This is a genomic window from Dermacoccus sp. 147Ba, from assembly GCF_004151355.1.
Taxonomy (GTDB): Bacteria; Actinomycetota; Actinomycetes; order Actinomycetales; family Dermatophilaceae; genus Dermacoccus; species Dermacoccus abyssi.
In genome coordinates, this window is record NZ_SEHL01000012.1 from 1 (window position 1) to 17,177 (window position 17,177).

At 67.1% G+C, this 17,177-nt stretch carries 15 protein-coding genes, 2 tRNA genes and 1 pseudogene; 2 read left to right on the forward strand and 16 right to left on the reverse strand.

The window, feature by feature from the left end:
- Both EVU97_RS15155 and EVU97_RS13405 read left to right on the forward strand, forming a co-directional pair.
- A partial coding sequence (locus EVU97_RS15155; protein WP_370448539.1) for a hypothetical protein occupies positions 1 to 192 on the forward strand: 192 nt, incomplete at its 5' end.
- Between the two features lie 71 nt (positions 193 to 263).
- Positions 264 to 827, forward strand: coding sequence for an NYN domain-containing protein (locus EVU97_RS13405; RefSeq protein WP_047310850.1), 564 nt, complete (start codon positions 264 to 266; stop codon positions 825 to 827).
- Positions 828 to 1,172: 345 nt separating this feature from the next.
- On the opposite strand, the gene EVU97_RS13415 is transcribed toward EVU97_RS13405, so the two are convergent.
- The 16 genes and pseudogenes from EVU97_RS13415 to dnaN all read right to left on the reverse strand — a co-directional run bounded on the left by EVU97_RS13415 (position 1,173) and on the right by dnaN (position 16,586).
- Positions 1,173 to 1,640 (reverse strand): hypothetical protein, encoded by a 468-nt coding sequence (locus EVU97_RS13415; RefSeq protein WP_205744924.1) that lies wholly within the window; start codon positions 1,638 to 1,640, stop codon positions 1,173 to 1,175.
- Complete coding sequence (locus EVU97_RS13420) at positions 1,630 to 2,523, reverse strand: TIR domain-containing protein (RefSeq protein WP_205744925.1); 894 nt, start codon at positions 2,521 to 2,523, stop codon at positions 1,630 to 1,632. The genes EVU97_RS13415 and EVU97_RS13420 overlap by 11 nt, the downstream gene beginning before the upstream one ends.
- A 95-nt stretch (positions 2,524 to 2,618) precedes the next feature.
- A pseudogene (locus EVU97_RS15365) lies at positions 2,619 to 2,834 on the reverse strand (tyrosine-type recombinase/integrase); the annotation flags it as partial.
- Between the two features lie 625 nt (positions 2,835 to 3,459).
- Positions 3,460 to 3,532, reverse strand: a tRNA-Ala gene (locus EVU97_RS13430).
- Positions 3,533 to 3,544: 12 nt separating this feature from the next.
- Complete coding sequence (locus EVU97_RS15040; RefSeq protein WP_165357973.1) at positions 3,545 to 3,685, reverse strand: hypothetical protein; 141 nt, start codon at positions 3,683 to 3,685, stop codon at positions 3,545 to 3,547.
- A 33-nt stretch (positions 3,686 to 3,718) separates the two neighbouring features.
- Positions 3,719 to 3,795 (reverse strand) — tRNA-Ile (locus EVU97_RS13435).
- A gap of 417 nt (positions 3,796 to 4,212) precedes the next feature.
- Positions 4,213 to 4,740, reverse strand: a complete 528-nt coding sequence (locus tag EVU97_RS13440) for a DUF3566 domain-containing protein (protein WP_118913923.1) — start codon at positions 4,738 to 4,740, stop codon at positions 4,213 to 4,215.
- Positions 4,737 to 7,502: a DNA gyrase subunit A gene (gene gyrA / locus EVU97_RS13445; protein ID WP_129666534.1), complete on the reverse strand. Its 2,766-nt coding sequence runs from the start codon at positions 7,500 to 7,502 to the stop codon at positions 4,737 to 4,739. Before gyrA ends, EVU97_RS13440 begins: the two co-directional genes overlap by 4 nt.
- A gap of 281 nt (positions 7,503 to 7,783) precedes the next feature.
- The gene (gyrB, locus tag EVU97_RS13450; RefSeq protein WP_370448540.1) at positions 7,784 to 9,913 is read right to left on the reverse strand and encodes a DNA topoisomerase (ATP-hydrolyzing) subunit B; all 2,130 of its coding nucleotides are present in this window, start codon (positions 9,911 to 9,913) and stop codon (positions 7,784 to 7,786) included.
- A 270-nt stretch (positions 9,914 to 10,183) separates the two neighbouring features.
- The gene (locus EVU97_RS13455; protein ID WP_047310853.1) at positions 10,184 to 10,966 is read right to left on the reverse strand and encodes a hypothetical protein; all 783 of its coding nucleotides are present in this window, start codon (positions 10,964 to 10,966) and stop codon (positions 10,184 to 10,186) included.
- Positions 10,963 to 11,475 (reverse strand): hypothetical protein, encoded by a 513-nt coding sequence (locus tag EVU97_RS13460; RefSeq protein ID WP_129666536.1) that lies wholly within the window; start codon positions 11,473 to 11,475, stop codon positions 10,963 to 10,965. Before EVU97_RS13460 ends, EVU97_RS13455 begins: the two co-directional genes overlap by 4 nt.
- Positions 11,476 to 11,621: 146 nt before the next feature.
- Positions 11,622 to 12,305 (reverse strand): hypothetical protein, encoded by a 684-nt coding sequence (locus EVU97_RS13465; protein WP_129666538.1) that lies wholly within the window; start codon positions 12,303 to 12,305, stop codon positions 11,622 to 11,624.
- 114 nt (positions 12,306 to 12,419) lie between these two features.
- Entirely contained in the window at positions 12,420 to 13,037 is a 618-nt protein-coding gene (locus EVU97_RS13470; protein ID WP_129666540.1) for a DUF721 domain-containing protein, read from the reverse strand.
- On the reverse strand, positions 13,030 to 14,304 hold the full coding sequence (recF, locus tag EVU97_RS13475; RefSeq protein ID WP_129666542.1) for a DNA replication/repair protein RecF: 1,275 nt from the start codon (positions 14,302 to 14,304) through the stop codon (positions 13,030 to 13,032). Before recF ends, EVU97_RS13470 begins: the two co-directional genes overlap by 8 nt.
- A 37-nt stretch (positions 14,305 to 14,341) precedes the next feature.
- Positions 14,342 to 15,334: a phosphogluconate dehydrogenase (NAD(+)-dependent, decarboxylating) gene (gene gnd, locus EVU97_RS13480; RefSeq protein ID WP_047310857.1), complete on the reverse strand. Its 993-nt coding sequence runs from the start codon at positions 15,332 to 15,334 to the stop codon at positions 14,342 to 14,344.
- A 121-nt stretch (positions 15,335 to 15,455) separates the two neighbouring features.
- Positions 15,456 to 16,586 carry a DNA polymerase III subunit beta gene (gene dnaN / locus EVU97_RS13485; protein WP_129666544.1) on the reverse strand — a complete coding sequence of 377 codons (1,131 nt, stop codon included), beginning with the start codon at positions 16,584 to 16,586 and terminating at the stop codon, positions 15,456 to 15,458.
- Positions 16,587 to 17,177: the final 591 nt, after the last annotated feature.

Consider the following 17,177-nt stretch of genomic DNA (forward strand, 5'->3'; position numbering starts at 1 on the left):
ACCCCTGTCCACTACCGGGACCAGGTCAGCGACCGCGCTACACCACTATCGGGGACTCAACTCCTCGCCGTCGTGGGGCTGGCCACGCGTGCCCGCGATGCACTGGCACGTCCGCTCGTCAACCGCGGTGTCGAGGGCGGTACGGGCGTCGTCATGCTTGGTTTCGCGGGGGCTCTGGCCGCGGAGGGCTGACCTCGCGCCCGTTCGGCCGCCAGATTCGTGGTCGGTGGGCGTCCCAGGCAGGGTGCGGATAGGTTGAAGGCATGGCAACCAAGCGCATCACCTACGTGCTCATCGACGGCGAGAACATCGACGCGACGCTGGGCACGTCCATCCTCGGACGACGACCGCACCCGGACGAGCGGCCGCGCTGGGATCGGCTGCTGCGCTTCGCGGAGCAGGAGTGGCGTCAGGACGCCAAGGGCCTGTTCTTCCTCGCCGCGAACGGCCCCGAGCTGCCGATGTCGTTCATCCAGGCGCTGACGGCCCTGGGTTACCAGCCGATTCCGCTCTCCGGTGCGTCCGACGAGAAGGTCGTCGACATGGCCATCCAGAAGACTCTGGACGCGCTGCGGACCTACCAGGCCGACGTCATGCTCGTCAGCCACGACGGAGACTTCCTGCCGCAGGTGGAGCCGCTGCTCGGAGGCTCGCGCAAGGTGGGACTCATCGGCTTCAAGGAGTTCCGCAACTCGGGCTTCGCTCCCCTCGAGGCGCAGGGCATGGAGTTCTTCGACCTCGAGCACGACGTCAAGGCGTTTAACGCGACGCTGCCGCGTCTGCGCATCATCCCGATCGACGAGTTCGACCCGATCGCCTACCTCTGAGTGCTGGCCCGCCTCCGCACAGGGAAAGCAGGCTTCGCCCGAGAAGGGCCTCGTGGGAGCGTCACCGCGCCCACGAGGCCCTTCTTTCGTTACGGTCGCCGCGCCAATTGCTCCCGTGACGCGACGAAGGCCCTCACCTGTGCGGTGAGGGCCTTCGTCGTTCAGTGGAGGTAAGGGGACTCGAACCCCTAACCCCCTGCTTGCAAAGCAGGGAGGATAGTCAAGTTTTGCCTGATAAACGAGGGTTCCTGAAAGCCTCGGGGCGCACACGGGGCGCACATCCCTTCTTGCTCCCGAAGACGGGTTCGATCGACGGCGTCCTCGTTCCTCGGTCAACGCTTCCGATCACACGGCAAACGCCGACCCGCAGATGAGGCAGTAGAGAGTCCCGGTGTGATCTTCAGGGACCTTCACCGGCTCGAAGTCATGGCAGGGCGAGGTCACGATGACCATGTCGTCGGGTTCAACGAGTGGTTCGGCCGGCTCCGTCACGTCATCCCGCCCGCGCTGGTACGTGAATCCCTTCGTCCTGCGGAACATCGACTCAAGCTCGTCCTGCACGGCCTCGAGCACCACAGGCATGGCCACCGGTTCGAACAACTCGACCTGCTCTGGGGTGTTCCACGAGTCATCGGCGGCCGGCTGACCGCACAGTGGGCAACTGTAGGCCGCTGGCCGGGCATGGTTCTCTGCCTCCTCATTGGCAGGCCCGTTGTGCCATTTGAACTGCCGCCCGCAGTGCGGGCACTCTCGACGCAGGAAGCCGTCTGCGTCGAGCGGGACCGACACCTGGATCGTGTACTCATCGTCCACTTACGAACTCCTCAGCTCTGATCTCCACACCATCGGCTGTCTTCCCGGTAAGCACCACTGTGAAGTAGGCAGGCGATGACGACGCCATCGAAAGGAACCGGGCAGCACTTACGGACTTCCCAGCTGGCAGCCTCGGTACCGGGAACCCCTCCTCGCGCCACTCGCGCGTGCTTTCCCGGTCGTCGGCCAGAGCGAAGTCGAGGTCATACACATCGCCGGGCCCGTGGTTGGTGATGGTCATGCGCTGCTGGCTCTTGCCTGACTTGCTAAGGGTCGCCTCAAGGCGCGGCTGGCCCGACGTCTGGGATGAAGGAAGCTTGCGACCGAGCGGCAGCCCGCCGCCTGGCGGGGCCGGCGGTGTCAGGTCACCCTCGGTGTGCCAATCGGTGCCCCCTAGGTTGACGGCGCATCCGGCGGTGCCCAGGCGCTGGGCAAGTTGCTGGCGCTTCGCCGTGCTGTTGTCGAGACGAACCACGTGACGACCGTGAATGTCGCTGAAGCTCTTGATCTGACCGAGCTCCACGATGATGGTCCGGTCCGCATCGCGCGCCAACGCCATGCCCGCCTCGAAGAGGACATTCGGACGAGGCTGCATCTGCGGGCTTGTCTCTGGGTCGCCAGGGTAGGTCAGCGACTCATGAAGGTGCGCGACGTCGTCTGGCGTCTGAAGCACAACCACAGCCTGGGCCGCTCCGAAGGCGACGTTGAGGACGTCCCCGATGTACGGCGATCCCTGTCCGGTCATCGAGATTGCCTCGGACCACTCAATAGGCTCCAGCCCAATCGAGCGAAGAAAGGCGAATAGGCCCTTTCGCGCGGCCTCATTCCGCCCGTGGATGACGAAGACCGCTCGACGGTCGGCCTCCGATTGTGCTTCTGTCACTGGCAGTCCCTCTCGTCCGACTTGTGTCCAAGCCTAGATGGCCGCACCGACAACGATGGCTACTCGGGGAACGCATCCCGGTCGGGTCAGCCCGATCAAGACATGGTCGCGACGATCGCGTCGATCTTCCCCATGAGCGGCGCGAGACCCTTCTTCGAGAGGTGCCCGTACCGGTCGAGCGTGATCGACGGGCGGGCGTGACCCATCGCGTGCGAGACGCTCAGGAGGTCGGCACCGGCCTCGGAGAGGGAGATGGCGGCGAAGGTGTGCCTCAGCCCGTGAACGGTGAGGCGGGGGGCCCTGTTCCGGCCGACCCCCGTTCGCCTTCGTGATCGCTCGAGTCAGGGCCTGGTTGGGGAACTGCGTGGCGATCGCGCAACCTGCCTTGCGGGTGCTCGGAAACAGCCAGTCGGACTTGGGGCGATCGCCTGCGAGGTCGACCAGCCAGGGAAGCACTGTCATCGGGATGGGGAGCACCCGCCGTGAAGCTGTCGTCTTCGTGGTATCGGTGCCGGCCCCGCCGTTCTTCACGCAGGTGTCCCTCCCTCAGGTCACCGACGAGCAGTGATCGTGCTTCCCCGGATCGGTGGTCGTCGGCTTCCGGGCTTGTTCCGCTGCTTCGCGCTTCCGGCGAAGACTGAGGGCCCGCGCGCGAGGCTGCCGGTCGAGTGCGTAATTGTGGCTTTCGCCGGGACGCACGGGCGCACATGGTCGGATCGCCGGTTCACCACCCGCGTCATCCCGCGGATCTCAGGACGCACGAGACGCAGCCGACCCAACACAGACTCATACCGATATTCGACCAATCTAGTACCAATGCGCACCGGTCACCGAACCTCGGGTACGACGACACGGATGCAGCAAAGTGCCGCTGACCTGCACCGATGCTTACGCCGAAGGCCCGCACCATCCCTGGTGCGGGCCTTCGGTTTCGGGTGGAGGTAAGGGGACTCGAACCCCTAACCCCCTGCTTGCAAAGCAGGTGCGCTACCAATTGCGCCATACCCCCGGAGGGTGACGGTCAGTTCTTGCCCGGTGCGGTGTTCTCCGGCTGATCCGTCGCTTTCGCCCACAGCTCCTTGCCCAGTTGTTGCTTCTGGTACTCACTGTTCGCGTAGATGGCTGTCGCCGCGGCGGCGGCGGCGAGAAGAACCTTGTACATCGGGAACTCCCAAGCGAACTCGAGGGGCAGTGGTGGTGGGCCTAACTGGACTTGAACCAGTGACCTCTGTCTTATCAGGACAGCGCTCTAACCGACTGAGCTATAGGCCCCTGCACCGCTTCCGCGCCTGCTCGTTCACCGAGCGGCACGAGCGTTGAGATTACCCTACGCCGCGCGCGCCCCGCAAATCCGAGGGGCACCGGCGACGCAGGGGCCGTCGCGCAGACGAGCCCCACCCGGATCTGGGGAACTTCTGCCGATCTGACGGCGATATATCGCGGCCAGATCCACACATCTGCACCGGCCCGAACCGAGGATGCCCACAGACGCCCGAAGGCCCCCACCACGAGTGTGGTGAGGGCTTTCGAAACAGCTCCCGCGGGCCTGAAAACCCAGCAGCAGACCAACCGGACCAGCGCAGACCTTACGAGACCACGCTGGAAGCCGACCGCCCCCGAAGGCCTGTCGCACCGAGGCTGGGCAGCGAGCTTGCGAGCTGCCCAGCCCGGAAGACGGGCCGAGGGAGCTCACTCGTCGCTGAGGGTCAACTGCACGCCGCCGACGAGGGAGGCGCAGATGTTGTAGAGGAACGCGGTGAGGGTGGCGATGGCCGTCATGAGGATGATGTTGAGCACGCCGATGACGATGCTGAACGAGATGGCGCGTCCGAATCCGACGTAGTCGAGGATGTCGAACTGCGATCCCTGACGGTCGAGGGTGCGCAGCATGTCGTTGGCGGCGCTGAAGGTGCCCATGCCGGCGAGGACGGTCCACAGCGTCGCGACGAGCACGACGGACGCGATGGCGACGGCCACGGACAGCAGGAAGGCGATCTTCAGAACCGACCAGGTGTCGACGCGCGACAGGGTGAGGCGCACGCGACGAGGCGTGGTGCGCCGCGGTGCCGGACGCCCCGCGCCGCCCTTCGGCGCTCCCGCGGCCGAGCGGCCGGCTGGTGACGCGACGCGCTGCTGCGGCGGGCGTCCCTGGCGTGGTGCCGCTGCGGTCGCCTCAGCGCCCGGCAGTTTGGTGCGCGGTTCTCGCGAGTTACTCACTCACTGTCTCCCGACTCGTCGTTCTCGGCGGTAACGGCGTCCTCCGAGGGGTTTGTCACCTCTGCGTCATCAGCCGTATTCGCATCCGAACCTACCTGCTCGTCGGCAATTTCCTCGGCTTCCTTCTCGGCGTTGCGCGCAACCGCGACGATGGAGTCGCCCTTGCCCGGGGTGGCGAACTGGACGCCCTGGGTGTTGCGCCCGGTCTCGCGCACCTCGCTGACGGCGCTGCGCACGATCTTGCCCTTCTCCATGACGACCATGACCTCGTCACGGTTCTCGACGACGAGCGCGCCGACGAGGTCGCCGCCTCGTTCGGAGATCGTGGCGACCTTGACGCCGAGCGTCGCGCGGCCCTTCGTCGGGTACTCCTCGACGGGGGTGCGCTTCGCGAGGCCGTTCTCGAAGACGACGAAGACGTAGAGCTTCTCGGCGGCGCCGCGCTCCACCTCGTTCGAACCCTCGGGCACGACGCTGAGCGACAGCAGTTCGTCGCCGTCGCGGAACTTCATGCCGGTGACACCGGACGTGGAGCGGCCCATCGGGCGCAGCGAGTCGTCCGTGGCGGCGAAGCGCACGGCCTGACCCTTGCGCGAGACGAGCAGGACGTCGTCGCTCGCCTCGGCGAGCTTGGCGCCGACGAGTTCGTCACCGTCACGCAGGTTGACGGCGATGAGGCCGCCGGAGCGCGGCGAGTCGTACTCGGACAGGCGCGTCTTCTTCACGAGGCCGTTGCGGGTGGCGAGCAGCAGGTACTCGTGGTCGGAGTACGTGCGCAAGCGCAGCACCTGGGCGATCTGCTCGCCCGGCTGGAACGCGAGCAGGTTCGCGACGTGCTGGCCCTTGCTCTCGCGCGAGCCCTCGGGCAGTTCGTAGCCCTTGGTGCGGTAGACGCGGCCGGCGTTCGTGAAGAACAGCAGCCAGTCGTGCGTCGACGTGGTGAAGAAGTGGCCGACCACGTCGTCGCCGCGCAGCGTCGCGCCGCGCACGCCCTTGCCGCCGCGACGCTGGCTGCGGTACTCGCTCACCTTCGTGCGCTTGACGTAGCCGCCGCGCGTGATGGTGACGACCACGTCCTCCTCGGGGATGAGGTCTTCCATGTTCATGTCGCCGTCGAACGGCACGATCTGGCTGCGACGGTCGTCGCCGTACTTGTCGACGATCTCGGCGAGCTCGTCGGAGACGAGCTGACGCTGACGCTCCGGCTTGGCCAGGATGTCCTTGTAGTCGTCGATCTGCGCCTGGATCTCGTCGTGCTGCTCGATGATCTTCCGACGCTCGAGGGCCGCGAGGCGGCGCAGCTGCATGTCGAGAATGGCGTTGGCCTGGATCTCGTCGACGTCGAGCAGGTCGATGAGGCCGGCGCGGGCCTCCTCGACCGTGGGGCTACGACGGATGAGGGCGATGACCTCGTCGAGCGCGTCGAGCGCCTTGAGGTAACCGCGCAGGATGTGGATGCGCTTCTCGGCCTCGTCGAGGCGGTACTGCGTGCGTCGCTGGATGACGTCGATCTGGTGCTCGACCCAGTAGCGGATGAACGCGCTGACCGGCAGCGTGCGGGGCACACCGTCGACGAGGGCGAGCATGTTCGCGCCGAAGTTCTGCTGAAGCTGCGTGTGCTTGTAGAGGTTGTTGAGCACGACCTTCGCCACGGCGTCACGCTTGAGCACGATGACGAGGCGCTGGCCGGTACGACCCGACGTCTCGTCGCGGATGTCCGCGATGCCCGCCATCTTGCCGTCCTTGACGAGCATGGCGATCTTCTCGGCGAGGGCGTCGGGGTTGACCTGGTAGGGCAGCTCCGTGACGACGAGGCACTGACGGCCCTGGATCTCCTCGACGTTAACGACGGCGCGCATCGTGATGCTGCCGCGACCCGTGCGGTAGGCGTCCTCGATGCCCTTCTTGCCCATGATGAGGGCGCCCGTCGGGAAGTCGGGGCCTGGGATGCGGCGCAGGCACTCCTCGAGCAGCGCCTCACGGCTCGCCTCGGGGTTGGCGAGCAGCCACTGGGCGGCGTCGGCGACCTCGCGCAGGTTGTGCGGCGGGATCTGAGTGGCCATACCGACGGCAATGCCGGCGCTGCCGTTGACGAGCAGGTTCGGGAAACGGCTCGGCAGCACGGTGGGCTGCATCGTCTTGCCGTCGTAGTTCGGCTCGAAGTCGACGGTGTTCTCGTGGATGTCGCGCACGAGTTCCAACGCGAGCGGCGCCATGCGGCACTCGGTGTATCGCGGGGCGGCGGCGCCGTCGTTACCCGGCGAACCGAAGTTGCCCTGGCCGTCGACGAGCGGGTAACGCATCGACCACGGCTGAACGAGGCGCACCATGGCGTCGTAGATGGCCGAGTCACCGTGCGGGTGGTACTGACCCATGACATCACCGACGACGCGGCTGCACTTGTTGTAGCCACGGTCCGGTCGGTAGCCACCGTCGTACATCGCGTAGACGATGCGGCGGTGCACGGGCTTCAGGCCGTCACGCACGTCCGGAAGCGCACGGGAGACGATGACACTCATCGCGTACTCGATGTAGCTGCGCTGCATCTCGGCGTTGAGGTCGATGGGGTCGACGCGGTGGGCGACCGGGGCCTCGACGGCGGCGCGAGCCTCCGGAGTGTTCGGCACCTTCGGCGTCTCGCCGTCACCGGGCGTGCCGGCGGTGGCCGCTGCGGCGCCGCTCACGGGCGCGTCGGGGTCTCCGGCGGGCACCTCGGGGAGGTCGGCCGCGTCGTCACCCGGCAGGTTCGTGTCGTCAGACATAGTTTCTTTCCTTCGACGAAGGGAAATTCATTGAGTTCTTAGGTGGTGTTCCACGTGAAACGAAGGACGGGAACGTCCGACCGTTCCACGTGAAACACGATGTTCAGTTGGCAAGGATCGCAACCCAGCGCGCACCTCGCGTCAGATCCGACCCCGGACGGCGACGCCCCCTACGGGAGCCGACCGCCCACGACGTCGCGCCGCCGATCAAGCGCGGGAAGCAGGGGATGCGACGAAGGAGCAGACCCTGAAGCCCGCGCGCTGAGAAGGCGCGACAGAGGTTAGATATCCAGGAAGCGGACGTCCTTGGCATTGCGCTGGATGAAGCTGCGGCGCGACTCGACGTCCTCACCCATGAGCACGGCGAAGATCTCGTCGGCTGCCGCGGCGTCCTCGAGGGTGACCTGCAGGAGCGTGCGCGCCTCCGGGTCCATCGTGGTCTCCCACAGCTCCTGGTAGTTCATCTCCCCGAGACCCTTGTAGCGCTGGACGCCGTTGTCCTTCGGCAGACGACGGCCCTTCGACTGACCTTCGGCGATCATCGCGTCGCGCTCGCGGTCGGTGAACGCGAACTCGTGCTCGTGGTTGCTCCACTTGAGGCGGTAGAGCGGCGGCTGCGCGAGGTAGACGTAGCCGGCCTCGATGAGCGGGCGCATGAAGCGGAAGAGCAGCGTCAGCAGCAGCGTGCGGATGTGCATGCCGTCGACGTCGGCGTCGGCCATGAGCACGATCTTGTGGTAGCGCGCCTTGTCGATGTCGAAGTCCTCGCCGATGCCGGTACCGAAACCGGAGATGAGGGCCTGGACCTCCTGGTTGGCGAGCACCTTGTCGATGCGGGCCTTCTCGACGTTGAGGATCTTGCCTCGGATGGGCAGGATCGCCTGGTTGAACGGGTTACGACCCTGCACGGCGGAGCCGCCTGCGGAGTCACCCTCGACGATGAAGACCTCGGACAGGCTCGGGTCCTTGCTCTGGCAGTCCTTGAGCTTGCCCGGCAGACCGCCGCCCTCGAGCAGGCCCTTACGGCGTGCGGTCTCACGTGCCTTGCGGGCCGCCATGCGCGCCGAAGCGGCGGCAATCGCCTTGTTGACGATGGCCTTGCCCTCGCGCGGGTGCATCTGCAGCCAGTGGTCGAACTCGTCGCGCACTGCGGCCTGGACGAAGCCCTTGATCTCGGAGTTGCCGAGCTTCGTCTTCGTCTGGCCCTCGAACTGCGGCTCGGCAAGCTTGACGGAGATGACGGCGGTGAGACCCTCGCGGATGTCGTCACCCGTGAGGTTGTCGTCCTTCTCCTTGAGCAGCTTCTCGCGGCGGGCGAAGTCGTTGACGAGCTTCGTCATCGCGGCGCGGAAGCCCTCTTCGTGCGTGCCACCCTCGTGCGTGTTGATCGTGTTGGCGTAGGTGTGGACCGACTCGTTGTACGCCGTCGTCCACTGCATCGCGACCTCGACGGAGAGGTAACGCTCGGTGTCCTCGGCCTCGAACGCGATGATGTCCTCGTTGACGACCTCGGCGCGCTTGCTCGAGTTGAGGTGCTTGACGTAGTCGAGCAGACCGTCGTCGTAGCGGTACGTGACCGACTTGCCCTTCTTCGCCTTCTCGGCTGCGGCGTCGGCCGTCTCCGCGTCGCCGCCCTCGGCTGCTGCGTCAGCAGCGGCCTCGTCGGCCGCGCCCTCGTCGAGCACCTCGGCACGCTCGTCGGTGAGCGCGATGGTGAGGCCCTTGTTGAGGAACGCCATCTGCTGGAAGCGAGCGCGCACCGTCTCGAAGTCGTACGTCGTCGTCTCGAAGATCTCGGGGCTGGCCCAGAACGTGATCGTCGTACCGGTCTCGTCGGTGGCCTCCTCCTCGCGCAGGGGGCCGAGCGGCACGCCGCCCTCGAACTCCATGCGGTAGACGTGGCCCTTCTGGCGCACCTCGACCTCGAGGCGCGTGGAGAGCGCGTTGACGACGGAACTACCGACGCCGTGCAGACCACCGGAGACCTTGTAGCCGCCGCCGCCGAACTTTCCGCCGGCGTGCAACTGCGTGAGGACGAGCTCGACGGTCGACATGTCGTACTGCTCGTTGCGGCCGGTCGGGATGCCTCGACCGTTGTCGCTGACGCGTAGACCGTTGTCCGGCAGGATCGTCACGTCGACGCGGTCGGCGTGGCCGGCGAGGGCCTCGTCGACAGAGTTGTCGACGATCTCCCACACGAGGTGGTGCAGGCCGCGTTCACCGGTCGAGCCGATGTACATACCGGGGCGCTTGCGAACCGCCTCGAGGCCTTCGAGGACCTGAATGGCGCTGGCGTCGTACTCGGTGTCGATCTGCGAGCGCACGTGTGCCTCGGGCGGAAGCACCTGCTGTGCTTCGCCGCCGGGGATCGGCTCGTTCGTCGCGTCGTCGTGCGTGGGCTGGTCGGCCACTGTGCTCCTTCACCGTGCGGTGCCTGCCACGGTGGTGCGGACGCGACACGGGGTCGAACGTCACAGATCGGCGTACGAAGGCCGAGAGAGGGTGGCAGGTCCTGATCGTGTCCATTCTACCGGGTCAGTGGACGCAGGACTGCCCCGAAACATGCCCACACAGGCATTTTCCGCGATTTTCTCTCGCCCGGCGTGCCGGGGATCGTCCCTGGGGCCACCGAAGGCGCTCGGGGCCGTCTGCGACGTGTCGCGCGTCCAATCTGAAGGGGATCAGCCGGCGCCTTCCTGAACCCAGATGTCAACGTCGGGATCGCTCGCCCGGAAGCAGTTGACGAGCCCACCCCGGCGCGAGCAGGTGAGGTCGATGTACCCGTCGGAACCGGCGACGTTCTCCTTGCGATAGGCGCTGTAGACCTTCAACGGGAAGGAGGCTGTGTCAGGCTTTCGCGCCACCTGGCTCAACGCTGCGTCACGCACGGTGACGAGGAAGGGGCAACTCGAATAGTGCCCCTGCCCTTGGCGCACCTGAACGGCGGTGTTGGTCTGCTGACTCGTGCGGTCGCCACACAGGTTCCACGTCGTGGCCGGGAACGGCGTCAGACCCGTTCGCGTTGGAGTCGGGGTGCTGGTCGGAGCCTCGGCCACGGAGCTTCGGCTCTCACTGTGCGCTGGGGACGACGGCGCAGGCGCCGCGGTTCGGGAGTCGCCACCGGTCTCGCTCGTCGTCGACGACGGCGCCGAGGACGAACTGCTCGAGGAACTCGAGGAGGAGGAACTCGAGGAGGAGGAACTCGACGTCGACCGCGCGTCGCTCGAGGTAGCGGGGTCGGAGGGCGGCGGCGGGGATGCGTCCTTCTGTCCGCGCGTCAGGGCGAGCGCCCCCAGTGCCAGCGCGAGGACGAGCACGGATGTGAGCGCGACGGCGATGACAAGGCCACGTGAGGGCGATCGCCGCTCCGGCGTCTCGGCCTCTGGCTCGTTCCAGAACGCCGGGGTCTTCGGTTCCGCGTCGTGCTCGGGGCCCGACGCGCGCGTCTCCTCGTCGTGGGTCATGGCCCGACCGAGTCCTTCACCCACGCCCTCACAGCAGTGCCACCCGTGCAGAGGCTGAGGTGATCGGAGCGTTCACAGGTGAGCGGCACGTACGCGCGCTTCGCGACGCTGTAGGGGTTGATCGTGAACGAGGTAGCGCCCGAATCCTGGGCGAGGTGCGCCAGCACGTTGCTCCGGATCTCCACGACGTAAGCGCAGCTCGTGTTCGACTCGCGTGCAATGCGGATGTCGGGAACGGTGATGGGGTCGCCCTGGCCGCACGTCGTCACGCTGTCGTTGGGGAAGGTGGCCTCGGCAGCGCTCGGGTCGCTGGGCGTGGAGGACGGTGCCGAGGCAACGGTCGAGGACTGGGTGCTCGCCGGCGTCTCGTCGCCCCCGGATATGAAGAAGGTGACGGCGGCGAAGCCGACGATCGCGGCAGCGACGAGCAACACCGGTACGAGCCACTGCTTCGGCCCGCGAGGGGGTTCTCCGTGGTACTGCTGCGACGCGCCCCCGCTGTCGGCCATCGTCCGGTCGGCCGTGACCCACGACGTCGGTGCTTCGTGTGGCTTCGGCGACTGCGGTAGCCCCGTGTCTCGTCCTCGTACATGGTGATCGTCTTCCCCTCTCCGCCGTCAGTCTAGGTGGAGGAGGAGACGCCGGTTGCCACAGTTCAGCCGACGCTGTCGCTCACCCAGAGACGAACGTTGGAACCACCGGTGCATTCGGAGAGGTGGTCGGCGCGGGTGCAGTGCAACGTCACGACCTTGCGCAACGAGGAGCTGTACGGACTGACCGTGTAGGTCGTGGCACCCGGATTCTCCGCGAGGTGCGCGTTGACCTTGGTCACGACGTCGGCGACGTAGGAGCAGGTGGAGTTCGTGCCGCGGGCGAGACGAACGCTGGACGTGGGTACGGCCTCGCCCGAGCCACACGTCGCCACGGTACCGGCAGGAAAGGATGCCTTGGTCGCCGCGGAGGAGGAGGGCGTCGTCGACGAGGACGTCGGCGCCTCGGACGTCGATGGAGCGGCTGTCCCGGTCTGCGGCTGCGTCCTGGACGACGGTGTGTCGGAGGGAGCCGTGGCCGCCGACGGCTGAGCGACGGGTGGCCGGCTGCCCGATCCCCGGGTGATGAACCACGCCGTGGCGAACGCGAGGCTGGCGAGCACGATGACGAGCGCCGGCGCCAACCAGTCGGGTCGGCGTGAGGTGCGGTAGGGCACCGGTTCGCTGGCCTGACCCCACAGGTCGGCCACACCGGGCTCGGTTTCGGCACCCGGGTCGGAGCCACTGCCGCGTGACGGGGGTCGGTCGATCCCCCGATTCCACTCGTCGAAACCGTTCGGATCGTTCATTCGTCACCTCTCGTTCCGTCCTCATGTTCCACGTGAAACGCGGGGTGAAGCGATCGCGCCCCCTATGGCGCCGGACATACCACGCTAGCGGTGGACTGCGTTGTGTCGGAAATGTCAGCCGTAGGTGTCCCGCGGACCACGCCCGGCGACACGTCGGGGACCTCGCACCCAACTGGGGGCAGAGGGACCGACGATCTTGAGCTCCGCCACCACGCCGTCACCGACGCCCTGTTCGATCGACCGGATGATCGTCGACGCAAGCAAGGTCAGCTGGGTCGCCCACGCCGTCGACTCCGCCCGTACCGTGAGAATGCCGTTCTCGAAGCTGACGGGAGAGGCGTGGTCCGCGACACCCGGTCCGACGAGATCGGCCCACCGTGACATCACGGTGCCCGCGGCGACATCGACATTCCATCCGCGGTCCTCGAGCAGTCGCTTCATGTTGTTGCCGAGCAGCAGCGGGTCGCGACCGTTGCGTCCGCCTCGTCCTTTGCGCGCGTCGTGTGTGTCCGTGGCGCGTGGGCTTCGACGCATGGGTCGAGACCCCGGACGGAACCCGCGTTCGGCGGCACCCCGTTGAGCGCGAGCCAACGCCGCTCGGGCTGCCGTCAGGGGGTCGTCCTCGACAGCAGACGTCGCGGGTGCCTCCACCGAACTCTCGTCGAGTGCCGCGTGCGTCGACCGGGCGTCCGTGGACTCGTCCCCGCGGCCGTCGCCGTCGCCGTCAGTCATGATCGGCACCGCCGTCATCGGACGTTGCGTCGGCCGACCCCGAGGTGGTGCCGGATTCGGTGAGCGGGGCAGCATCCGCCTCCTCGGCGGAGACCGACCCCTTCGTCACGTAGTACGTGCGCCCGCTGAGTGCGTCGGGGACGTCCTCGGCCACCGCGGCGGTGATGAGCACCTGCTCGGCGTCGGCCACCATGGCGGCCAGGCGCTCGCGTCGTCCCGCGTCGAGCTCGGCGAAGACGTCGTCGAGCACGAGAACCGGGTCGGTCTTGAGGTCGTTGCGCAGGAGGTGGAAGGCCGCAAGACGCAGGGCGAGGGCGAACGACCACGACTCACCGTGGCTGGCGTAGCCCTTCGCGGGCAGGTCACCGAGTGTCAGCGTGACGTCGTCGCGGTGCGGCCCGACGAGGGTCACGCCCCGGTCGATCTCGCGCTGACGCATCTCCTCGAACGCTTGGTGGAAGGCCTTCTCCAGTTCCTCGCGCTCGGGCACCTCGCCGTCGGCGATCCGACGAGCGACGGCCTCCGGCAGCGACGAGACGTACGTGAGCCGAGCCTCCGAGCGGCCCGCGCTCACCTCGTCGTACGACGACGCCACGTGCGGTGCCAGATCGCGCAGCAGACGCAGGCGAGCATAGAGGAGAGAGGCGCCCACCGCGGCAAGGTGGGTGTTCCACTCGACGAAGGTGTCGAGAGTCGTTTCACGTGAAACGGCCTCTTCGGGGGTCAGCGTGCCGCCCCGGCTTCCCTTTCGCAGGACGGGCTGCGCCGAACGGAGGAGGGCGTTGCGCTGCTTGAGGATCTTGTCGTAGTCGGAGCGTGCGCCAGCCCACCGAGGCTGGCGAGCCACGAGCAACTCGTCCAGGAAGCGGCGACGTTCTCCGGGGTCGCCCTTGACGAGAGCCAGATCCTCCGGCGCAAAGAGCACGGTACGCAGCGTGCCGAGGATGTCACGGGGGCGCGTGGCAGCCGATCGCCCTACGCGTGCCCGGTTCGCTCGGCCGGGCACGATTTCCAGTTCGAGCACTGTTTCACGTGAATCACGGACGACGGCCGCACGGACGAAGGCGCGTTCCGCACCGAACCGGACGAGGGGAGCGTCGTTCGAGACACGGTGCGACCCCAGGGACGCGAGGTAGCCGGCGGCTTCGACGAGATTCGTCTTGCCCTGGCCGTTGAGTCCTACGAATGTGGTGACTCCTTCGGTGAGATCGACTTCCGCTTCGCTGTAGGAGCGGAAGTCACGCAGCGACAGGTGACGCAGCCTCACGTCGAACTCGTGTGCCCTGGGGTCGAAAGAGGAAGACTCAGTGCTCGCTCTTGGCGGCACCCGGACGCGACGCGCCGTCGTCCTGCTTGGGCTGGGCCGCGGGCGAGACCTCGGCCTGGCCCTCCTTGGCGACGCGGTAGGGCTCCTGGCCGAACTGCATGACCTCGTGACCGCCGAACTGTCCGCGCAGCGCGGCGACGGCCTGCATCTGCGGGCTGTTCTCCTGGCGCGACGTGAAGCGGGAGAAGAGAGCGGCGGCGAGCACCGGCATCGGCACGGCGTTCGCGATGGCCTCCTCGAGCGTCCACCGACCCTCACCGGAGTCGGTCGAGTACTCGGAGATTCCCTCGAGGTGCGGCGTCTCCTCGAGCGCCTTGACCATGAGATCGAGCAGCCAGGACCGCACGACCGTGCCGCGCGTCCAGGCCTTGAAGCAACCGTGGACGTCGGTGACGATGTCCTTCGCCTCGAGCAGTTCCCAGCCCTCGGCGTACGCGTGCATGAGGCCGTACTCGATGCCGTTGTGCACCATCTTGGCGTAGTGACCGGCGCCCACCTTGCCCGCGTGGACGAAGCCCTCTTCGCGAGGTCCTTCGGGGCGCAGCGCGTCAAAGACGGGCATCATGCGCTCGACGTCCTCCTCGGCGCCACCACACATGAGGCCGTAGCCGTTCTCCTTGCCCCACACGCCACCGGACACGCCGCAGTCCATGAAGTGCACGCCGGTCTCGGCGAACTGCTCCGCGTGCCCCAGGTCATCGGACCACTTGCTGTTGCCGCCGTCGATGACGAGGTCACCCTCGGCGAGCAGGCCCTGCAGCTCGGACATGACCGAGTCCGTGATCTTGCCGGCCGGCACCATGACCCAGATGTTGCGGGGAGCCTCGAGCTTCTCGACGAGTTCCGCGAGATCGGCGACGTCGCTGATCTCGCGGTTGGTGTCGAAACCGATGACGTCGATGCCGGCGGCCTTCATGCGGTCACGCATGTTGCCGCCCATCTTGCCGAGGCCGATGAGTCCGAGCTGCATGGTCTAACTCCTTGCTGAGGAAGTCTGGTTGCCGCACCCGAAGGCGCGGCGTTCGGTGCTCACGCTACGCCGCCGTCGCGGGAACGACCACATGCCGTCCGACACCGCCGGACGAGGCTGGTCAGTTGGCGAAGCGCACCGGCATGATGAGGTAGCGGTAGCTGTCGTCGGCCTCGCCGTCGAGCTCGTCCTGACCGGACAGCACGGCCGGACGCGTGGGCTGGGTGAAGCCCAGGCGCACGTACTTCGTGCCGACGACCCCGAGGCCGTCGAGGAGGAACTGGGGGCTGAAGGCGATCTCGAGTTCCGGCCCTTCGATGCGGGCTTCGAAGGTCTCCGAGGCCTGGGCGTCCTCGCCGGTACCGGCCTCGATGCGGACGGCGTCGTCACCGAAGCGCAGACGCACGGGCATGTTGCGCTCGGCGACGAGCGAGACACGCTTGGCGGCCTCGACGAGCATCGCCGTCTCGACGACCGCCGTCGTGTCGACGCTCGTGGGGAACAGGCTCGTCACCTTGGGGTAGTCGCCGTCGAGCAGGCGCGTCGTCATGCGGCGCTGGCCTGCCTCGAAACCGGCGAGGCCGGAGCCGGTCGACGCGCCGCTGAGCGACAGCGAGACGCTGCCCGCCGCACCGAGCGCCTTGGCCAGGGAGTCGAGCGTGCGAGCCGGGACGAGGGCCGCGTACTGCGCGTTCTCGTCACCGCCGTTCCACAGCACCTCACGCATGGCGAGGCGGTAGCGGTCGGTGGCCAGCAGGGTGAGCTTGTTGCCCTGAACCTCGATGCGCACACCCGTGAGGATCGGCAGGGTGTCGCCGCGGTCCGCGGCCACGCTGACCTGCGCGACGGCCTGGGTGAAGACGTCACCGCCGATGACGCCGGTGGGCTCGGGGTTCTCCGGCAGCGTCGGGTACTCGCCCGTCGGCATGCTCTGGAGGCTGAACTTGGCCGAACCGCAGGTGACCTGGACCTTGGAGCCCTCGCTCACGAGCTCGATCGGCTTGTGCGGCAGGCTCTTGCTGATGTCGGCGAGCAGGCGGCCGAGCACGAGCACGGTGCCGGGCTCCTCGACGTCGGCGTCGACGGTGACCTTGGCCGAGACCTCGTAGTCGAACGCGGAGAGCGTCAGGCCGTCCTCGGTGGCTTCGAGCAGGACACCCGCGAGCACCGGAACCGGCGGGCGCTGCGAGAGACCTCGAACGGCCCACGCCACAGCTTCGGCCAACACATCACGTTCAACCCGGAGCTTCACGTCCACCGTCCTCGTCACTTCGTGGTTCGCCTACGTCGTGGGGAAGCGAGCGCAGGAGCACAGGTATTCGCGGTGAGCTTAACGCAGGTGGAGCTGACGCCCCAAGCGTCGAGGAGCTGTCCTAGGCGGTCGCCGCGGTTGGCCTGGGTGTGGATTCGTGGGGCGCTTGATCGCGATGGAGAAAGAGTTGGTCGTCGTCATAGGGGGTGTGGATTCTGGGGACAACCACATCTGTGCCGGAGATCCCGCGGTTTCCGGTTGTGGGCAGCGTGGGGATGGTCGTTGGGGACGACACAGTGGGGGTGTGGACGGATTTTTCGCGTCCACAGACGCCGACGGCGCTCAAGGGGTGTTATCCCCTGATTTCGACCGTTGTCCACGGAGTTATCCCCAGATTCTGTGGAAAAGCGTGTGACGAAGGGGTCCTGTTCATGTGGGGCAGGTGAATCACAGTGGTGTTGTCCACAAATCCACAAGGATGTCCCCAGGCGGATTTTCGCGGAATGTCGGGGCTTCTCCGGCTGTGATGGGGCGTCCGAGCGGTCGTTGCACACAGCGTCCCCAGGGTTGTCCCCAGAACCTGTGGACAAC

What these genes read in the sequence shown, in the direction of transcription:
- EVU97_RS13405 (WP_047310850.1), top strand. Translation starts at nt 264, where the DNA reads ATGGCAACCAAGCGCATCACCTACGTGCTCATCGACGGCGAGAACATC.
- EVU97_RS15040 (WP_165357973.1), bottom strand. Translation starts at nt 3,685, where the DNA reads ATGTACAAGGTTCTTCTCGCCGCCGCCGCCGCGGCGACAGCCATCTAC.
- gyrA (WP_129666534.1), bottom strand. Translation starts at nt 7,502, where the DNA reads ATGTCTGACGACACGAACCTGCCGGGTGACGACGCGGCCGACCTCCCC.
- EVU97_RS13455 (WP_047310853.1), bottom strand. Translation starts at nt 10,966, where the DNA reads ATGACCCACGACGAGGAGACGCGCGCGTCGGGCCCCGAGCACGACGCG.
- EVU97_RS13460 (WP_129666536.1), bottom strand. Translation starts at nt 11,475, where the DNA reads ATGGCCGACAGCGGGGGCGCGTCGCAGCAGTACCACGGAGAACCCCCT.
- EVU97_RS13465 (WP_129666538.1), bottom strand. Translation starts at nt 12,305, where the DNA reads ATGAACGATCCGAACGGTTTCGACGAGTGGAATCGGGGGATCGACCGA.
- EVU97_RS13470 (WP_129666540.1), bottom strand. Translation starts at nt 13,037, where the DNA reads ATGACTGACGGCGACGGCGACGGCCGCGGGGACGAGTCCACGGACGCC.
- gnd (WP_047310857.1), bottom strand. Translation starts at nt 15,334, where the DNA reads ATGCAGCTCGGACTCATCGGCCTCGGCAAGATGGGCGGCAACATGCGT.